Origin of the sequence: Vibrio sp. CDRSL-10 TSBA, assembly GCA_039696685.1 — a bacterium.
In the GTDB taxonomy this organism is placed as follows: domain Bacteria; phylum Pseudomonadota; class Gammaproteobacteria; order Enterobacterales; family Vibrionaceae; genus Vibrio.
Genome location: CP155565.1, coordinates 1,370,322 through 1,389,060 on the forward strand (window position 1 = coordinate 1,370,322; position 18,739 = coordinate 1,389,060).

General features: G+C 50.1%; 12 protein-coding genes and 5 pseudogenes. 7 read left to right on the forward strand and 10 right to left on the reverse strand.

Annotated elements, in window-relative coordinates; translation table 11 throughout:
• Positions 1-82: 82 nt before the first annotated feature.
• Together ABDK09_06715 and ABDK09_06720 are read right to left on the reverse strand one after the other, a co-directional pair.
• Positions 83-652, reverse strand: a complete 570-nt coding sequence (locus ABDK09_06715) for a substrate-binding domain-containing protein (protein ID XAW87818.1) — start codon at positions 650-652, stop codon at positions 83-85.
• Positions 645-1,082 carry a LacI family DNA-binding transcriptional regulator gene (locus tag ABDK09_06720; protein XAW87819.1) on the reverse strand — a complete coding sequence of 146 codons (438 nt, stop codon included), beginning with the start codon at positions 1,080-1,082 and terminating at the stop codon, positions 645-647. Before ABDK09_06720 ends, ABDK09_06715 begins: the two co-directional genes overlap by 8 nt.
• A gap of 274 nt (positions 1,083-1,356) precedes the next feature.
• Between ABDK09_06720 and yegD the strand changes: the two are divergent.
• The 4 genes and pseudogenes from yegD to ABDK09_06740 all read left to right on the forward strand — a co-directional run bounded on the left by yegD (position 1,357) and on the right by ABDK09_06740 (position 5,918).
• Positions 1,357-2,710 (forward strand): annotated as a pseudogene (gene yegD / locus ABDK09_06725) (molecular chaperone).
• Positions 2,711-2,854: 144 nt separating this feature from the next.
• The gene (locus ABDK09_06730) at positions 2,855-4,048 is read left to right on the forward strand and encodes an ISL3 family transposase (protein ID XAW87820.1); all 1,194 of its coding nucleotides are present in this window, start codon (positions 2,855-2,857) and stop codon (positions 4,046-4,048) included.
• Positions 4,049-4,184: 136 nt separating this feature from the next.
• Positions 4,185-4,671 (forward strand): annotated as a pseudogene (locus tag ABDK09_06735) (YbaK/EbsC family protein).
• A 302-nt stretch (positions 4,672-4,973) separates the two neighbouring features.
• Positions 4,974-5,918 carry a LysR family transcriptional regulator gene (locus ABDK09_06740; protein XAW87821.1) on the forward strand — a complete coding sequence of 315 codons (945 nt, stop codon included), beginning with the start codon at positions 4,974-4,976 and terminating at the stop codon, positions 5,916-5,918.
• On the opposite strand, the gene ABDK09_06745 is transcribed toward ABDK09_06740, so the two are convergent.
• The 7 genes and pseudogenes from ABDK09_06745 to ABDK09_06775 all read right to left on the reverse strand — a co-directional run bounded on the left by ABDK09_06745 (position 5,910) and on the right by ABDK09_06775 (position 14,125).
• Complete coding sequence (locus tag ABDK09_06745; GenBank protein XAW87822.1) at positions 5,910-7,454, reverse strand: AbgT family transporter; 1,545 nt, start codon at positions 7,452-7,454, stop codon at positions 5,910-5,912. The two genes, ABDK09_06740 and ABDK09_06745, sit on opposite strands and share 9 nt — an antisense overlap.
• 109 nt (positions 7,455-7,563) lie before the next feature.
• The gene (locus ABDK09_06750) at positions 7,564-8,739 is read right to left on the reverse strand and encodes a M20 aminoacylase family protein (GenBank protein ID XAW87823.1); all 1,176 of its coding nucleotides are present in this window, start codon (positions 8,737-8,739) and stop codon (positions 7,564-7,566) included.
• 200 nt (positions 8,740-8,939) lie between these two features.
• Positions 8,940-9,119 carry a hypothetical protein gene (locus tag ABDK09_06755; protein XAW87824.1) on the reverse strand — a complete coding sequence of 60 codons (180 nt, stop codon included), beginning with the start codon at positions 9,117-9,119 and terminating at the stop codon, positions 8,940-8,942.
• A 124-nt stretch (positions 9,120-9,243) separates the two neighbouring features.
• Positions 9,244-10,173: a Gfo/Idh/MocA family oxidoreductase gene (locus ABDK09_06760; protein XAW87825.1), complete on the reverse strand. Its 930-nt coding sequence runs from the start codon at positions 10,171-10,173 to the stop codon at positions 9,244-9,246.
• 219 nt (positions 10,174-10,392) lie between these two features.
• Positions 10,393-10,926 (reverse strand): MltR family transcriptional regulator, encoded by a 534-nt coding sequence (locus ABDK09_06765; GenBank protein XAW87826.1) that lies wholly within the window; start codon positions 10,924-10,926, stop codon positions 10,393-10,395.
• 61 nt (positions 10,927-10,987) lie between these two features.
• A complete protein-coding gene (locus ABDK09_06770; protein ID XAW87827.1) occupies positions 10,988-12,133 on the reverse strand; it encodes a mannitol-1-phosphate 5-dehydrogenase in 1,146 nt (381 codons plus the stop codon).
• 97 nt (positions 12,134-12,230) lie between these two features.
• Positions 12,231-14,125: pseudogene (locus tag ABDK09_06775) on the reverse strand (PTS mannitol transporter subunit IICBA).
• Between the two features lie 932 nt (positions 14,126-15,057).
• Here ABDK09_06775 and ABDK09_06780 point away from each other — a divergent pair.
• The 3 genes and pseudogenes from ABDK09_06780 to ABDK09_06790 all read left to right on the forward strand — a co-directional run bounded on the left by ABDK09_06780 (position 15,058) and on the right by ABDK09_06790 (position 17,775).
• Positions 15,058-16,006 (forward strand): annotated as a pseudogene (locus ABDK09_06780) (M23 family metallopeptidase).
• Positions 15,910-16,320, forward strand: coding sequence for a polymer-forming cytoskeletal protein (locus ABDK09_06785; protein ID XAW87828.1), 411 nt, complete (start codon positions 15,910-15,912; stop codon positions 16,318-16,320). The pseudogene ABDK09_06780 and the gene ABDK09_06785 overlap by 97 nt, the downstream one beginning before the upstream one ends.
• Positions 16,321-16,445: 125 nt before the next feature.
• Positions 16,446-17,775: pseudogene (locus ABDK09_06790) on the forward strand (IS4 family transposase).
• Between the two features lie 113 nt (positions 17,776-17,888).
• On the opposite strand, the gene nagB reads toward ABDK09_06790, so the two are convergent.
• Complete coding sequence (nagB, locus tag ABDK09_06795) at positions 17,889-18,689, reverse strand: glucosamine-6-phosphate deaminase (protein XAW87829.1); 801 nt, start codon at positions 18,687-18,689, stop codon at positions 17,889-17,891.
• Positions 18,690-18,739: the final 50 nt, after the last annotated feature.

The following is an 18,739-nucleotide window of genomic DNA, read 5'->3' on the forward strand; positions in this document are numbered from 1 at the left end:
ATTGCGCTTAGTTGCATAATAAGGTGATCTGATCCAGGAGAAACTTAGGTTGATCGGAGGGCGGATCGTGAGGATCCGCCGTTTAAGCACTGCTGCGCAGGATCAGTTCATAATCGAGTTTAATTCGCTGTGCTTGCAGTGGCGCGCCGTGCAAGATTTGGATCAGATTGCTAAACGCCAGTGCACCCATTTCGGCGCGCGGTGTTCTTACCGAACTGATATCCGGGATTAAATGACGTGCATATTCCAGATCATTGAAACCGAACAGATCGATATCTTTGCCCACCACTAAACCGCGCCGGGTAGCTTCCAGCGCTGCTCCGGCGGCCAGATCATCATTGATGTAGACCACAGCATCCGTATCCGGCCAGCGGCGGATAATCTCGATGATGCTTTCTGCGCCGTTGCTGAATGAGGTCAGGCCGGTCAACGTCAGAGTGCGGTCCGAGGGCAGATCATGCTGCTGCAGGGTTTCAGACCAGGCATGCCTGCGAATCGCCGCGCGGTTGTCCAAAAAGCAGGAGCAGAAGGCAATCTTAGTCCGGCCTTTTTGAATCAGATATTCGGTTACCTGACGCGCGGCCTGAGCATTATCGATGCCAATGGTCTGGTTGAAGTTAGCCGGTTGGCTGCAATCCATGATTTCAATCACCGGCAGTTTCCGCTTCCCGAAGCAAGCGCAGCGTATTGTCGCTGTGGGTGGTTTCAGTCAGCACAAAGCCGGCCACATTTTGCTGCAGATACTGGCGGACCAGAGATTCTTCCTCGAGCGGAGAGTAGGCGGTATCACCGATCAGCAGGGTATAACCCGCGGCGGCGCATTGCTGTTTGGCGCCGAGTACGATATCGGCAAAAATCTCGTTAGACAGGCTGGGAATAAGCAAAACCAGACTGTTGGAACGGCTGGAAGCCAGGGTTTTAGCCGTCTGGTTGGGGATATAATTTAATTGCTCGCAGGCCAGACGCACTTTTTTCAGCGTTTCCGGTTTGACTCGTGGCGAACCGGCCAGCGCTCTGGAAACGGTCGATTTATCAATGCCCAGATAATTGGCGATGTCCTGAATCGTAATTCTTTTTTTCATTTCTACCCCTGCAATTGATGGCAAAATATCAGAAAGCCGAACGCTTTGGTATGAATAAGCGTTTTGGTCTGCGTTGAATGAGAGCTTGCGCTTAACGCACAGGCGTAAGTTGCCGGATGGGCGCCGGAGAAAACGCCATGCTTCTCTGGCCTAAGGCGTAAACTCTGTTTGCCTGCGCAGGGAAAGTAATTTGCTGGTTAAAGCGTCACTGGAGTTCGTCTTGCGCATGCGGTAGTATCGCCGGCCTTTTTGGTACAAGAGTAGGAGTTAGCAGATGTTCATAGGGTTTGACTACGGTACGGCCAACTGTTCGGTCGCCAGAATGCAGGGGACAGAGCCGGAGCTGATTGCTGTGGAAGGTGACAGTCTCTATATCCCCTCAACTCTGGCGGCACCGACCCGGGATAGTGTCTCGGAACATCTGTTTCGCCATCGCCAGATTAAACCACTGGATACGCTGGGTGAGCAGTTGCTGCGTCGCTCGGTAGCGGCTAACCGCGATGAAGATATCGACCTGCAGCCGGATGACCTGGTATTTGGTCAGGCTGCGTTGGACCTTTATCTGTCTGATCCGCACGAGGTTTACTACGTTAAATCGCCGAAATCTTTTCTGGGGGCGATGGGCCTGCATGATATCCAGCTGCGCTTTTTCGAAGATCTGGTGTGCGCTATGATGGATAACATCAAGCGCCAGGCTGAAGCGCGCAGTGAGGCGGAAATCCGTGATGCGGTGATTGGCCGCCCGGTTAACTTCCATGGCCGCGGTGGAGAAGACTCTAACCGTCAGGCGGAAGAGATCCTGCGCCGTGCTGCCAAACGGGCAGGTTTCGGCAGTGTTGAATTCCAGTTTGAACCGGTGGCGGCAGGGCTGGAATATGAAGCGACTCTCAATGAAGACAAGACGGTCCTGGTGGTCGATATTGGCGGTGGTACCACCGACTGTTCATTGATTCAGATGGGACCAACCTGGCGCGGTAAAGCCGATCGCACCCAGAGCCTGATTGCCCACAGCGGGCAGCGGGTTGGCGGTAACGATCTGGATATCCACCTGACCTTCAAGCAACTGATGGCGCCGTTTGGCTACGGCAGCCAGACCCAATCCGGACTGGAAATGCCGATTACTCAGTTCTGGAATCCGATTGCGATTAATGATGTCAGCGCGCAGAGCAAATTCTTCGCACGTGAAAACCTGGCGGACCTGAAGCGCCTGCATAAAGAAGCACGCGAGCCGGAGAAACTGGCCCGTCTGCTGGCGGTGTATCATGACACTCTGGGTTACAGCCTGGTGAAAAAAGGTGAAGAGGTCAAAATTGCCTTGTCGGAGCAGGCGAGTGTGACAGCACAGCTCAAGGTTTCTTGCTGAGCAACTCGACATCGAGGTGCAGCGCGATGCGATGATCGAAGCGATTGAAGCGCCGAAAAGCAAGATGATTGAACTGGTTAGCGAGGCGGTACAGCAAGGCGGTGTCACGCCGGATGCCATCTTTATGACCGGGGGTTCTGCGCGTTCACCAATTCTGCGAGCCGGGGTTGAGCAAGTATTACCTAATGTGCCTGTGGTAAGTGGTAACTACTTTGGTTCGGTAACCGCAGGTTTAGCGCGCTGGGCGCAGGTATGTTTTGCCTGACCGTAAAGAAACCGTGTCCATATTAAGCCTTCTTCGGAAGGCTTTTTTGTGGTTCATCGCGGATTGGCGGGAACTTAAAACAAAAACGGTAGTAAGTGATAAGGTTACATCGCCAAACACAACCTTACACAAACTACCGTTTTCATGCCGAATCATACTTTCCTATCCTCGTTCTGGGAAGGCTTTCATGTCGTAAAGTCTGTACAAACGTCTTCTCTCATCACGATTACTCTCCAACCCAGCACGACTGCTCGATGTTCATGTGGGCAACATGTTCAAGCCATACATGATTATCAGTGGCGCACGATTAAGGAAGCGACGATTCTCGGCGTACCCGTCGAGCTATCCCTACAAACAAGGCGTATAAAGTGCCCTGACTGCGGTATCAAAACCGAATCTATTTCTTGGCTTGAACCTTTTGCTCGCCTGACTAACCGCTTAAGACGTTACATTGAGCAGTTGCTGCCTCTTCTTCCTATCAAACATATCGCCCAGATGACGGGGGTTCATTGGCATACGATTAAGGCGATAGATAAACGTCGGCTACAACATGCGGTGCCAGAGGTTAACTGGGCAGAGCTGAGACAGCTGGTCATGGATGAGTTTGCTCTCTTCAAGGGACATCGTTATGCCACTGTTATCGCGGATGCTAAGACGCATCAAGTGCTTTGGATAGGCGTTGGACGCAGCCGAAAAGATATCCGTCCCTTCTTTGAATTACTCGGTGAGCATGGCCAGAACATAGAAGCGGTTGCAATGGATATGAATACGGCTTTCGACCTCGAAGTGCAGCGACATTGTCCTAACGCCCGCATTGTGTACGATTTATTCCATGTGGTCGCAAAATTTGGTCGGGAAGTGATGGATAGAGTCAGAGTTGACCAAGCTAATCAACTCAAACAGGACAAGAAAGCGCGCCAATGGGTGAAACGTTCACGCTGGGTTCTCCTCAAAAACAGAGGTAATTTAGACAGTAAACAGGAGAGCTATCTGAGTGAGATACTGAGTATGAACAAAGACTTAATGGTGACGTATTTACTTGGCTCTCAGCTAAAAGAGTTATGGAGGTGCGAGTCAGAAAGCGAAGCGGAAGACTTATGGGACGTATGGTGGGAGCAAGTTCAAGAAAGCGGGATCAAGCCGCTTATGGACTTCGCGAGAAAGCTCAAACCGTATCTTCATGGCATCGTTGCTTCTGCAAGCTACCCACTCAATACCTGTACGCTCGAAGGGATAAACAACAAGATAAAGTTAATCAAACGAATGGGCTACGGCTACCGAGATATCGATTACTTTTTTTTAAAGATAAAAGCGGCTTTCCCCGGAAAGCCGCGATGAACCTTTTTTGTATGCGGTGGTGTTCATATCTTATTGATCTGTCTCTGGCTGGCTGATGAAGTGTCAATATTTTGACCTGTCAAAAGCAAGGTCTTTTTCTATACTCAATACGGGGACAGGACATGCGGAGGTGAGTATGACTGTACATACCCGACTGGACCATTATTTAAAAGATCATCACATTCCGTACCGCAGGATTGTGCATCGCCACAGCAACAGTTTCTCTGCACAGCGCTCATGCTGCTGCGGTTCAACCGATGCATCTGGCGAAAGGTGTGGTACTGGAAGATCATGATGGCAAACACTTAATGGCGATATTACCGGCGAATGCTAAAGTCAGTTTGTCGGTGCTGAACGACGAGTTCCGGGCCAAGTACCATTTGGTCAAGGAACGCGATATCTATCAGATGTTTGACGACTGCGATCGCGGCGCAGTACCACCGCTGGGGAGCGCATATCACATGAATATGGTGTGTGATTCCTCACTGATGGAACTGGATCATGTCTATCTGGAGTCCGGAGACCATGAGACCTTAATTCGCCTCGACAGAGACGCTTTCAATCAACTGATGGAGTTTAGTCACAGCCGAAAACTGCGTTTTGGTACCGAGCTTTTCCACTAACGGCTAGTCAAAATCAAACCGGGTCCTGGACCCGGTTTTTCTTTATCGCTCAGTCTGATCCGTTGTGACGGCATCGCAGTGGACGGTGTGTCTTGTTTAGTCTCACTCTCTTCAGTTTCACTCAGATTTCTGGCTTATGCGTGTTCGAAAAAAGGTGTGTGTCCTTCTTAGGTTCGGTTTGTTCTTAGGTGCGGTTGAAGTGTGCGACTGATTTGGCGCTGTTCTCAATTATGGTGCCCGTGTGTACGGTAAAAATCGGGTATAATCGCGGGCTTGCACAGAGGAAGGGACAGCGACCGAATATGGACATCAGTTATCGTCAGCTCAAAGCGTTTATCGCACTTGCTGAAGAGCAGAATTTTACCTATGCCGCTGAAAAGGTGCATATTACCCAGTCGGCGTTGAGCCAGATGATGAAGAAACTGAGCCAGCAGTTGGCGAGCGAACTTTATCAGCGTAAGGGGCGTAAAATCGAGCTGACGGAAGCGGGAAACCACCTTTATCAGGAGGCGCGTTTTATTGTTAATCGTCTCGATAAACTGGTGCAGGAGAATCACGATCGTCAGCATGGCTACAACAAGTCTCTGGTGGTGTCATCACTCTATACTTTGTGTGCCTCACTGGCGCCGAAAACACTCAATGACCTCAAGCGTCGTTATCCGGATTTTACTTTTCGTCTTATCGAAGAGCGGGTCGACGATATCACCCACTCGGTGCTGGAAGGGCGGGCCGATATCGGCATTAATACCAATCCCAATCACCCTGATCTCAATTTTGATCTCCTGTTTCGTGATTATCTGTGCCTGGTGTGTCGTCAGGACCATCCGCTGGCTGAGCTCAATACCATCAGTTGGGAGCAGGCGCATCAGTTTGCCTCGATTGGCGTCAGTCCGGGCAACAGCCTGCGCACCCTGGCGGATGAAGCGTTTTCACGCATTGGTCTGACTTATGATCCGGAATTCAGTGCGTCGCATACGTCTACGCTGCTGGGCATGATCGCCAGCGGGCTGGGGTGTGCGATTTTGTCATCGACCATCGGCAGCTTAAATCACAGTGCTGATATTCGCTTTATTCCGATTGTTAAACCGGTTCAGTATCGACTGGTGGGGCTGATTACCCGTAAAGAGATGCAACGTGCGCTGGTGGATGAATTCACCCTGATCCTTAAACAGCACGTCGGCGATTCCAATTTACTGGCAGCAGATCCGCAAATGGGTACATCCGAAGATGCACCCATTTTATGCTAGTTGCGTTAATCTCATCCGGTCGCTTACATCGGACCGACCGGCAGACCTGAAACCATGTAGAGCAGGAAACACGCTCCCCAGACGGAGAACAGAAACCAGAGCATACGGCACCATCATGGCCAGGAAGGTGCCAAACTTGACCTCGGGGTTGTATTTGGCGATCAGCGCCAGCACCATAGGAATATACGGATTGGTCGGCGAGATAATATTGGTGGTGGAGTCGGCAATCCGGTAGCCCATCTGCGTCACTTGTGGCTCAACGCCCAACAGCATAAACAGCGGGATAAACACCGGTGCCATAATGGCCCATTGGGCTGAACCACTGAATACGATCAGGTTCATCAGCCCGGCCAGAATCATAAAGACGGCCATCATCAGCAGCTTAGGCATATCCACCGACGAGATCCATTCTGCGCCATTGACCGCGATGTAAATCGCCAGATTCGACCATTTGAACCAGGCGATGAACTGAGCAATCACGAATACCAGCACAATATAGCCACCGACTCCTTTCAGCGCTTTGCTCATCAAATCCGGCACATCACTGGCGCTTTTAATTGTGCCTGCTTTGTAGCCGTACACCACCGCATTCATTATGAAGAAGGCCATAATGACCGGAATAATTCCTTTCAGAAATGGTGAAGGCACCAGCCCGCCTTCAGCATTACGCAGCGCAGAGTCTGCCGGCCAAATCAGTGCCACTAAAACAGCGATAAAGATCAGCGAAGCGATACCGGACCAGCGCAGAGCGGTTTTCTGCTGCTCGGTGACGGTAAAGGAGAGCTCATCATTGTCGGCTTTGGCCGGCATTTTGTGGGCAAAACGTGGTTCGATATATTTGTCGGTTAGCAGGGTACCGGTCACCACCAGAATAGGCACTGAAATCAGCATGAAGTACCAGTTGGCCGCCGGGCTGACTTCTACCGCTTCAACAATTTTTGACGCCTCGGTTGAAATACCGGATAGCAGCACATCGGTGCCGGCGATGAACAGATTGGCGGTAAAGCCTGCTGCGACCGCAACAAAGCCAGCCGCAATCCCGACAATCGGGTTGCGGTTAGTTGCCGCAAAAATCAGCCCGGCCAACGGCGGGATAAGAATAAAAGCGGCATCGGACGCCAGGTTACCGATAATGCCGGTAATAAAAATGGAGGCGGTAACAAACTGACGCGGCGCGTTGAGCAGGGAGTGCTTAATGGCACTGTCCGCCAGTCCTACTTCCTGCAGTAGTCCGACGGCCAGCATCATGCACAGCACCAAGCCGAGAGGTTTGAATGAGACAAAGTTATTCACCGTGGACTGAAGGATATACACCAGTCCGTCGCCGCTGAGCAGATTTTTGACCTGCACTACTTCACCACTGGACGGGTGAATTACGCTGCCACCGCTGAGCGAGAGCAGCCAGGACAGCACCATTACGCCGAGACAGAGGAAAATAAACAGATAGAACGGGTGGGGAACCTTATCCCCGAATCGCTCGATGCGATCAATCATCGACGTCCGCGACGCCGTTTTTTGAGAAATTGCGGTCGACATTGTCAGTACACTCCTGTGTGAAAATGGGGGAATCATTCCCCCATGGTCCATTTGACTGCTTTTTGTATAATTGATTGATATTTCGATAATTGACTATGATTGAAGCCTTCTATTGCTGTTCGACTAATTGAATAAAATAGGCAGCGCCAATCGGCAATAAGTTATCGTTAAAATCGTAGCCTTTGTTGTGCAGGCCAACGAAACTGGCGCCGTGTTCGCCGCTACCATTGCCAAGGAAGCCATAACAGCCCGGAACTTTCTCGAGGAAAAAGGCAAAATCCTCGCTGGTGAGCTTGGCTTCGCAGCCAGGATTGACTTTATCGGCGCCGACCACGGCCTGAGCGGCCTTAATTGCCAGTGCGGTTTCGTCTGGCGTATTGACCGTCGGCGGATGAGAGATCGGGCCCAGTTTAAACTCGGCGCTCATTCCCTGTGCCTTGGCGCTGTATTCGACCAGCTGTGTCAGGTTGTCGACCAGACTATCACGCGTCTCCTGACGCAAGGTACGAAAGGTGCCATTCATATGCGCCTGATCGGCAATCGCGTTGGTGGTTTCACCGCAATGCAGCTGGGTGACAGAAACGACAATCGGATCGAACGGGTCATAACGGCGGCTGACCATGCCCTGGATGCCCTGATAAATATGGGTGGCAACCAGCAACGGATCCTGGGTGGTATGCGGCAGTCCGGCGTGCCCGCTTTGACCGTTAATGGTGACAAACAGACGATCGGAACTGGCCATGATCGGCCCGGTTTTAAAGGCGAAATGTCCTTCCGGCAGGCCCGGCATATTGTGCAGGGCGTAACAGGCATCGAGCGGGAAGCGTTGCAGCAAACCGTCTGCAATCATGGTTTCCGCACCGCCACGTCCTTCTTCCGCCGGTTGGAAAATCAGCACCACTTTACCGCGGAACTGGCGGGTGGAAGCCAGATAGCGTGCGGCCAGTAGCAGCATGCTGGTATGACCGTCGTGACCACAGGCGTGCATTTTACCGTGATGGCTGGAACGGTGTGCGAAGGTATTCTCTTCATGAATTGGCAGCGCATCCATGTCGGCACGCAGGCCGATAGTGCTGCCGTCGCCCAGTTGGCCATAAATCACGCCGACAACGCCGGTTTTGGCAAAATCGGTACAGATTTCATCCACGCCATATTTTTGCAGTTCAGACACCACCAGAGCCTGGGTGTGGTTTTCTTCAAACCCCAGCTCAGGATGCTGGTGGATAGTATGGCGAATACTAATAGTCTCAGCGATCCAAGGCTGTAAAACCTCAATAATGTTCATGCTTCTCCCCTTTCGTTAAGAAGGATTTAACACTATTGAAACATTGCAAACAAACCGGATTACTACTCAAACTATTAGCGTTGCTAATAGTGATTCAGCAAAGCAAAATCGCCATCAAACCAAACCGTCATACTGGGTGCAATAACAAGCCGGGTTGTGATACCCGGCTTGGTGAGCCCCGTGTTACGGTTGGCAGGTGGTCAGGATTCGTCTGGATAGTCTCTCTGACGACCTTGCGGGGTAGATTGAGTGCGCCAATGCTCCTCGCGATCATATGTTTCATCGCACAGGTCGATGGTAAACCCCATATCACGCACCTCTTTCAGGGTAAGGTTGTCAGCCAGATGAGTGACCTGACCGGCTTTATTACGTAGCTCCATACCGTCTCCTTGAGTGAGTGTTGGACATCAACAGCAACCTAAGTATAGGCGATACCTGTCTGTTGGGGCTGCACATATCAGCAGAGCCGTCTCTCTGAACAGGCTTAAAACATCACAATCGAGATCAGCGCATCTGGTTGAGTATTTTCTGGCATACCGCTTCGGCCAGTTGATGGCTGGCAATGTTGCGATTAACGACAGCGCTGTCGAGCTTGCCGCTTTGTACCACATTCAGCCAATCCTCAATCATAGTCGCGAAGCCTTTTGCGGTCAGCATCGGCGTCCAGTCCTTTAAAGCCAGTGTGGTCTGCTGGTTGGCCTGCCAGTGCTTACCGGCGACAAAAGAGTCAAACTCATAGCCTTGATTGACAAACTGCGCACTGACCCGTTCGCTGGTTTGACCAAACTGGCGGTTCATTGAAGCATGCAACAGGGTTTCGCCGTGTTGCCACTGGACATCTACCCGGGCCAGTTTCGTCGCATCGAGCTGGTGGGTGACGTACACATCCTCAATGTCCGCTTTGGCATACAGGTTGACGCTGTCGAGCGGGTGGATAAAGTCATCAAACAGAAACGTACGGACATCACCGCTATGATTGTAGCGATGCTTTTCCCAGCGCAGTGCCCGCAGATCCTCTCGGGCGGCGCTCTGCACGCCGGCAAGGTGCTGATTGAATAACGGGATATGACGGCGGTTAAAGCCGACATACAGAGGCTGGCGGTGCTGCGCGGCGACTTCATACAAGGTTTCACAGGCGTGAGCGCTGTCTGCCAGCGGTTTATCCACAAAGGTTGGGATGCCTTGGGCGAGGAAAAATGCCGCGATTTCGGGATGGACCGCTGTCGCGGCATGAATCATGACCGCATCGACCTGCATGTCTGGTAGCTGACGGTAGTCAGTGCAGCTTTGTGCCACATGATAGCGACTGGCCAGCTCGGCCAGGATCTGAGTGTTGCGGGTACAAAAAATGACTTCGACGCCAGGCCACTGGGCGATAACGGGTAAGTAAGCTTTCTGGGCGATATCCCCCAGACCGATCAGGCCGATTTTCATGATGAGCTCTCTGAGAATTGATAACAAAATCAAGGCTAACGCTTGAGAGAGCTCGATACAAGATGAAAAAATGTAGTGCTCAGCAGGCCGGAAGGTGTGAGGTCAACACCGACAGCTTAGGTCAATGCAAAGAGATTAAGTTAATGACCTACGGTAAGGTACGGATGCAATCCGGAATGGTGACCGCGAGAAACGGCCGGCTGACAAGCTGACCGCGATTCAGAATGGGCTGTCACGATTAAGCGTGTTACAGATTTCAATGATCGCCAGTGACATTCCTGACTTGATGATTTGCTGCTGACGTTGCAGATGCAGGTTATAGAAAGCCAGATCAATATCATCTTCCGGTTCGTCAAGCGGGCTGAGTTGGACCATGCCCATCTTTTTAACCAGATTGAGAGCCTGAATGGCAGCCACTATGTTGGGATCCGTAAAGCTGTACTCGGCACCGTCGCTGTTGAGCTGGTTGCGCAGTTTGATAACACTTTCAATATCATGGTAGACGTCGTCCGGAATTACGCCCAGGCCGTACAATAATTTGAGACGTACCGACAGGTTGCCCAGCGGGCCGGTGTCCTGCAGTAAAGGCCCGACGACTGACTGCACCGCAAAATTATCTTTGCGAAAGATGCGTTGCATCAGGGCGTCGATGGCTTCACTGAATACTTCGACGGTCTGGATGAAAAAACCCCGCACTGACGGTGCATCGTTCAGTCGTTCCAGGATCTCAGTTTCGTTAATTTTATCTACCATATATGATTCTAAGCTACGTCTCAGGAAGGAGGGCAAACTGCCCTCCAATCTAGCTGCATCATCAAAGCTGGTTGTATAACGACTCAACGGTCTCTACTTCCACGCTGTGTTCATCCAGACCAGTGTAATGTGCCACTGTTTTACGCACACCCTGATCACGGATAGATTGCTGCAACTCTACAGCTTGCGGGTCGCTGTCATTGGTGTATTTCAGCGCGGCCGCAATGCCTTTTAATAATGTTTGGTTATCCACGCCATACTCGATGGTGCCAAGCAGCGGCTTGACCAGGCGATCGTTGGCGCCCAGTTTACGGATTGGCTGGCGGCCTACACGATCAACTTCGTCCACCAGATAAGGGTTGGCAAAGCGACCGAGAATCTTCTCGATGTATGCAGCGTGTTTGTCTTTATCAAAGCCGTAACGACGAATCAGCACTTCGCCGCTTTCCTGCATTGCCTGTTTAACCTCGGCACGAATCTGCTGGTTTTCAATCGCTTCACGAATGGTTTTATGACCATTCAGACATCCAAGATAGGCGGTAACGCAGTGGCCGGTATTGAGCGTAAACAACTTACGTTCAACAAAGGCCATCAGGTTATCAGTGCGTTCCATGCCTGCGATAGCCGGAATCTCACCTTTAAACTGGGTTTCGTCGACAATCCATTCACTGAAGGTTTCAACGGTCACGGCCAGCGGATCGGTCTCACCGGCTTCTGCCGGAGGTACGATGCGGTCTACGGCCGAATCGACAAAGCCAACCAGTTTTTCCACGTCGGCTTGTGCTTGTGCGGAGAGTTTTTCAAACACCGCCTCTTTCAGCTGGCTGGTACCACGTACCATGTTTTCACAGGCGATGATATTCAGCGGCGTAGTCACCCCCTGACTGAGGCGTTTTTCCAGCCCCTGAGCCAAGGTGCCAGCAATGATTTTCAGCACGGTCGGCCCGACAGCGGTGGTAATGATATCAACTTCTGCAATGGAGTCGACAATCTTTGCGTCAGTTGAGTTAATCGCATCCACACCGGTCACGGTTTCCACTACGCAAGTTTCACCCACTACTTTGACCGGATATTCGTGACGCTCGCTCAGTGCCTGAACCACCACGTCGTTGACATCGGCAAAGGTGACGTGAATATTTGCGTCTGCCAGTAGCTTACCAATAAATCCCCGGCCAATGTTGCCGGCGCCAAAATGTAACGCTTTCATAACTGTTCTTCCACCCAATAAAATTAGCAATCTAATAAATAAGGCCAGTCGGGGGAGACCGGCCTTCGTCTTAAAGGAGCATGGCTGTGGTTAGGGGTTAGCCATTCAGAATCCGCAGCACATCGTCCGGATTGGTTGTGTTTCTTGAGTAACTCGACGGCTTCTTCATCATCCAGTGCGTTGGTGATGGCAGTGATAACCTGAATATGTTCATCACCCTGAGCGGCGATACCAATCACCATTTTGGCGATATCGTCTTCGTCTTCACCCCACTGGATACCATCCGGGAACTGGCAGAAAACAATGCCGGTTTTCTTCACATACTGTTTGGCTTCGATAGTGCCGTGAGGGACCGCAATAGATTCACCCAGGTAGGTCGACACGAGTTTTTCGCGCTCCAGCATACCTTGTACATATTGAGGCTCGACGTTGCCCAGTTTCACCAGTTGCTCACCCGCAAACTTGATCACTTCTTCTTTGCTCTTTGGTTGCAGGCCAAGGAAGATGTTGTCGTTGGACAGTTTCAGTGTTGCGCCTTGCTCGGCTGCGTTTTCTTGCACTACCTCTTCCTGCTTGTTACCGCTGTCCATGGCTGTCATCAGTTTGGCAACCAGGTTGTCGTACAGTGAGTTGTCGAGGAAGTTGGTCAGCGAAATATGGTACGCGTTGGCGGCATGCTGGCGGGCACGGTCCGTCAGATCGCGGTGGGTGACAACGATGTCCACATCGCCAGGCAGGCTGTTGATCGCCAGATTAGTGACATCAATGTTGAGGTTAGCGGCCTGTACCTTCTTGCGCAGCAAGCTGGCACCCATTGCACTTGACCCCATACCTGCGTCACACGCGACGATGATTTTGCGTACGTTTGCCATGTCGATGTCTGCTGCCGGAGCGTTCTGACCTTTCGACGTTGCTTTCATGTCCTGCATCTGGTTGGTCGCTTTTTCCAGCGAGTCATCATCGTCCGCTGTCTGTTTCTGAGTTTTCAGCAGCAGAGAGGCAATCACACACGATACGGCTGCAGAGCAGATAACCGACAGAATCACACCAACGAAGGCTGACTTAGGCGTCATGAGCAGAAACGGCGAAAATAGAGCCCGGTGATGCAGGTGAAACCAGACCAGAGTTGAACATCACGTTGACGAATACACCGGTCATACCGCCGCCAATCATGGCCAGAATCAGACGCGGGTTCATCAGCACGTATGGGAAGTAAATTTCGTGGATACCGCCCAGGAAGTGGATGATAGAAGCACCGGCTGCTGATTGTTTCGCACTGCCTTTACCAAACATCATGTAAGCCAGCAGCAGACCTAAGCCAGGACCCGGGTTCGCTTCAATCAGGAAGAAGATAGATTTACCCATTTCTTCAGACTGCTGGATGCCCAGTGGTGAGAAAATACCGTGGTTGATCGCGTTATTCAGGAACAGAATCTTCGCTGGCTCAACAAAAATGGAAGTCAGAGGAAGGACACCAGTATCAACCAGAACGTTTACGCCCGCAGCCAGTGCTGTTGACAGCGTTTTCACCGCAGGACCGATAACCAGGTAGGCGATGATCGCACACAGCATACCGATGATGCCTGCTGAGAAGTTGTTCACCAGCATTTCGAAGCCGCTTTTCACTTTACCGTGGATAGCCGCATCGAATTTTTTGATCGCCAGACCGCCCAGAGGGCCTGCAATCATTGCACCCATAAACATAGGGATATCGGTACCGACAATGACACCCATAGTGGTGATGGCACCCACGACCGCACCGCGATCTCCGCCGACCATCTTACCGCCGGTATAACCGATCAGCAGTGGCAGCAGGTAAGTGATCATAGGACCCACCATGGATGCCAGTGTTTCGTTTGGCCACCAACCCGTTGGAATAAATAATGCAGTAATGAAACCCCAGGCGATAAACGCACCAATGTTCGGCATTACCATGTTGGAAAGGAACCGGCCAAAATTCTGTACCTTGACCTTCGCTTCTGGTGATAACATATGTTTTCCCCGTTCGATGTTCTGATTAAATTTTGTTGTTGTAACGGTTTCGCCAAAAACCGTTGATTAATGAGTACACAATTAATCTAACACACAAATTTCAGTCGGAATGCAGAACGGGTTTTTAGTGATCCTGATCACCAACTTTGGGTTGTCCAAATTATTTTTTAGTGATCGCGATCATTTAATTATGATGTAATTTTGCTACAAAATGCTGTAATTATGTTTTTCAACATATTTTTAATGCTTGATGTCACATTTTTATGAATCTATAAAATAAAAATAAAGTGACAAAGATCACGAAATGATTTGATTCTTAGTCTGGTTAAAAACGCTAAGTGATCTACATCACTCATTACTATTTATTTCAAAAGTCGAAATAAATAGGCAATAATCCTGTTGATGAAAGTGTAATTTAGATACGAAATTACGACAGGCAAGTTACAGTGATCGCAACCACCATGCTTAGGTGCTCAATAGTCCATTATTGGCCTATGGCAGGCTCTCTGAGCCAGCATGAGCACAGCGAGCAAAAAGCCAGAGGCTGTTTGACCGCATGGAATGGTTTCGGCTCATTTTCCGATAGCTTGCCAGTATCGGCAGGCGATTAAATCTACGCCCGAAACTGGTCGCCTTTAAAAGAGTGGCCGCAAGCTCTGCTTAGTCGATGCATATCAGATCACCATGAACCCTAACCCAGCCAATGCCGGTTGGGCGGGCAGGAAGCGGGTCGTAATATCAGTAAGAGTGTTAATCAGTTATTAATCTGAATTTAAAGGGTTTGGTTGACGGTGTGATCGGTTTTTGCGCTGCTTCTCAAACTGAACAATAACAGCGGAAGTGGCCTAGTACGGCAGGGGTAAAGAGTTCAGTCAATGACCGTTCCTTGCTAGTATTCTGCCACTTTCAATAATGACAATTAGAATTTGCACATGAAAGAAAACGTCATTGTTTCGGTTTCGTCTATTCACGGAACACGACACTTTCATCTTGGCAAATGGTATCGACACTGCCTCAAAGGGGCAGGTTACGCTCTACTCTGTGGCGCGTTGGCGACCGGCGGTGCGATTTACTATCTGGTCGGCGAAGTCGATTTTGCCAAATTGAAACAACAGGAGCTGGAAAGCCAGTCGATGTCTCTCAATGAAGAAGTCGTCTCGCTGAAATCGCTCAAACATAATCTGGAAAGCGACCTGCTGGAACGTGAAGAGAAAATGCAGCTGGTTTCTGACCGTCTGGGCGAAACTGGAAAAAGTCCTCGGCGTTGATGACAGTGGTGCTGAGCTTGAATCACGTCTCGACGCCGCCGCTATCACTTCTTCGGTCAGAATGGTGATGTTAACCCAAATCCCAAGTGGTGCGCCTGTTAACGAAGCAAGAATTTCGTCAGGATACGGTAAACGGGTCCATCCGGTAACGGGTAAAGTGAAGTTTCATCGTGGCCAGGATTTTGCTGTCAACATCGGCACTCCGGTGTATGCACCTGCGGATGGCGTCGTGTTGGTCACCCGGCCCAGCAATAAAGGTTCGGGTAACTTTCTGCGTCTGCAACACTCCTATGGCTTTACCAGTTCCTATTCACATCTGAGTAAGTTCGCAGTCAAAAGTGGTGAGTTTATCCAGAAAGGTGACCTGATAGGTTATTCCGGTAATAGCGGCCTCTCGTCGGGCCCGCATTTACATTATGAAATTCGATTTGTCGGCCGCTCATTAGACCCGAGACCTTTTGTGGATTGGGGCGTCAATGAGTTCGAGTCGGTCTTCAGCAAAGTAAGAGGTATCCGATGGGAATCTTTAGTAAACAAAGTCGAGCTAAGAGTCAGCACTCAGCTACAACTCTCATCGCAAAGGGTTGCTCAATTAGCGGACAACTCCGGTTAGAAAGTAATATTCAGGTTGATGGTTCAATCGAAGGTCAGATCCAGGTTGAGAAATCCCTGGTCATCAGTGAGTGTGGCTACGTCAGCGGCGATATCATGGCCGAACATGTCATCATTAATGGTGAGTTTGAGGGAACCTGCCATGCTGACAAAATCGAGATCCTGAGCAAAGGACGTGTCAACGGCCATATTTACAGCGATGATCTCAGTATTGAACAGGGCGGCCGTTTTAATGGTGTTACCCATTCGGCTTCCCAGCCGAGAGTGGCTGAGCTGGTCGATATCAGCGAAGTCAAAGTTGCTGCAGAGGGTTGATAAAAACAAGCCCCGCTTTGGCCTGTCTTTCCTACACAAATCCCTCGATGAAAGTTGAGGGATTTTTTTTTGAATTTTTGTCGATTTTTATGATCTCAACAAAAAACAAAGTGTTGAGGTAAAGTATGGTGTTTTTAACAGATGCAGAGCAATGGGCGACTGAGACTTTTTCACAAGCTAATCTCGGAGATCTTAGACGAACCAAACGTTTAGTTAAACTCACCGCATCTCTTGCTAATCACGTAGGGCAGTCTATTGTGCAATCTTTAAAATCTCCTTCTGACATTGAAGCCGCTTACCGTTTTACCCGCAATCACGCTATTGACTCTCAATCGATTGCAGAAGCAGGCTTTGCCGCAACGGCCGAACTGGCTCAATCTTATGACTGTCTACTGGCTTTGGAAGATACAACCTCACTGGACTTTACCCATCGAACCGTCAGGGATGAAATGGGATATACCACCTCTAGGAAAAGCGCCAAAGGCATGCATGCTCACTCCGTGTTGCTGTTTGCTCCCGAGGAGAAGCAGGTTGTGGGGTTGATTGAGCAGGAGCGCTGGATAAGGGACATGAGCTTATATGGAAAGAAAGCTCAGCGAGGTAACCGAGCCTATGAAGAGAAGGAAAGCTTTAAATGGGAACGTGCGTCGAGAGCCATGGAAAAACGTCTCGGCTCAGTGATAGACAAGGTTATCTCCGTCTGTGACAGAGAAGCCGACATCATTGAATACCTGACCTATAAAATGACCAACCGACAACGCTTTGTCGTCCGATCGATGCAAAGCCGGTGCATCGAAGAGAGTACAGACAAGCTGTACTCATTTAGTGATGCCTTACAGCCCGCAGATGAAAGAAAAGTTCAGGTTAAGCAACGAGGAGGACGTAAAGCTCGAGAGGCTATCTGCGAAGTTCGATATGCCCCAATCACCATCAAAATGCCAGCAAACAAACGAGGTGAACCCGTCTCATTGTACTATGTGGGCTGTCAGGAAACGAATCACGAGCAGGCCCTTTGCTGGCATATTCTCACGTCAGAGCCAGTGTTGAGTAAAGAGGATGCTAAGCGTATCTTGGATTACTATGAAAAACGCTGGTTGATTGAGGAGTTCCACAAAGCCTGGAAAAGTGGAGGAACACAGGTTGAGGAGCTCCGTATGCAAAATAAAGAGAATTTAGAAAAGATGGTCGTCATCCTAGCGTTCATAGCCGTTTCGTGTTCATCAACTGCGTTATCTTGGTCTGAACAAAAAAGAAGCGGAAAAACAGAGTTGTGAAACGCTCTTGAGTCCGGTTGCTTGGAAGCTACTTTGGTCAAAACAGGAAAAGACGCGCCCCCCTAAAAGAGCACCAAGTGTGTACTGGGCATACATCAATCTCGGCAAGCTCGCGGGATGGTATGACTCGAAACGTAATGGTCGTGTGGGTTGGGAGCGGTTATGGGAAGGATGGTTCTAATTACAAACCATCCTTGAAGGTTATCTGTTAGCCAAGTCTCTTGACCTATGAGATGTGATCAAGAGACAGGCTTTGGCGGGGCTTGTTGTATCTGCAACTGTCATCTGTCCGGCTTAAAAACCTTTAATGTTTTCCGCTTCCAGTTCAGAGAAGTATTTGACCGTTTTCACCTTCAGCTCCTGAGTCGCCGGCTCGTCACAGACCATGATGGCTTTGGCGTGCAGTTGCAGCGCGGATACGGTCCACAAGTGGTTGACGCAGCCTTCAACGGCGGCCTGTAGTGCCAGTGCTTTGTTGTGGCCGGTCACCAGAATCATCACCTCTTTGGCATCAAGCAGCGTGCCGACACCGATAGTCAGCGCATACTTAGGTACCTGTGAGACATCCCCGTCAAAAAAACGTGAATTGGCGATTCGGGTATCATGGGTCAGGGTTTTGATCCGGGTACGTGAAGAGAGCGATGAAGCTGGTTCGTTAAATGCGATGTGACCATCATTACCCACGCCGCCCATAAACAGATCAATCTTGCCGTAAGATTTGATCTTCTCTTCGTAACGCTGACATTCCAGATCGTGGTCATCGGTATTGCCGTTAAGCAGGTTGATGTTTTGTGGCTGGATATCAACATGATTGAAGAAGTTGTTATACATGAATGAGTGATATGACTCAGGATGATCTTTTGGCAGACCCACATACTCATCCATATTGAAAGTCACCACATGTTTGAAGCTGACATCGCCGGCTTTATACAGCTCAATCAGTGCCTGGTAAGTCAGTAGTGGTGTGCCGCCGGTTGGCAGACCGAGAACAAAAGGACGCTCCGCTGTCGGCTGGAAATCATTAATGCGTTTCGCAATGTGTGCGGCTGCCCATTTACCGACCTGGGCTGCGTTGTTTAATGGAATCAGTCTCATGTTGTAACCCTTACTGCAAAAATTTAGCTGTGATGAACTTGGTTAATTCA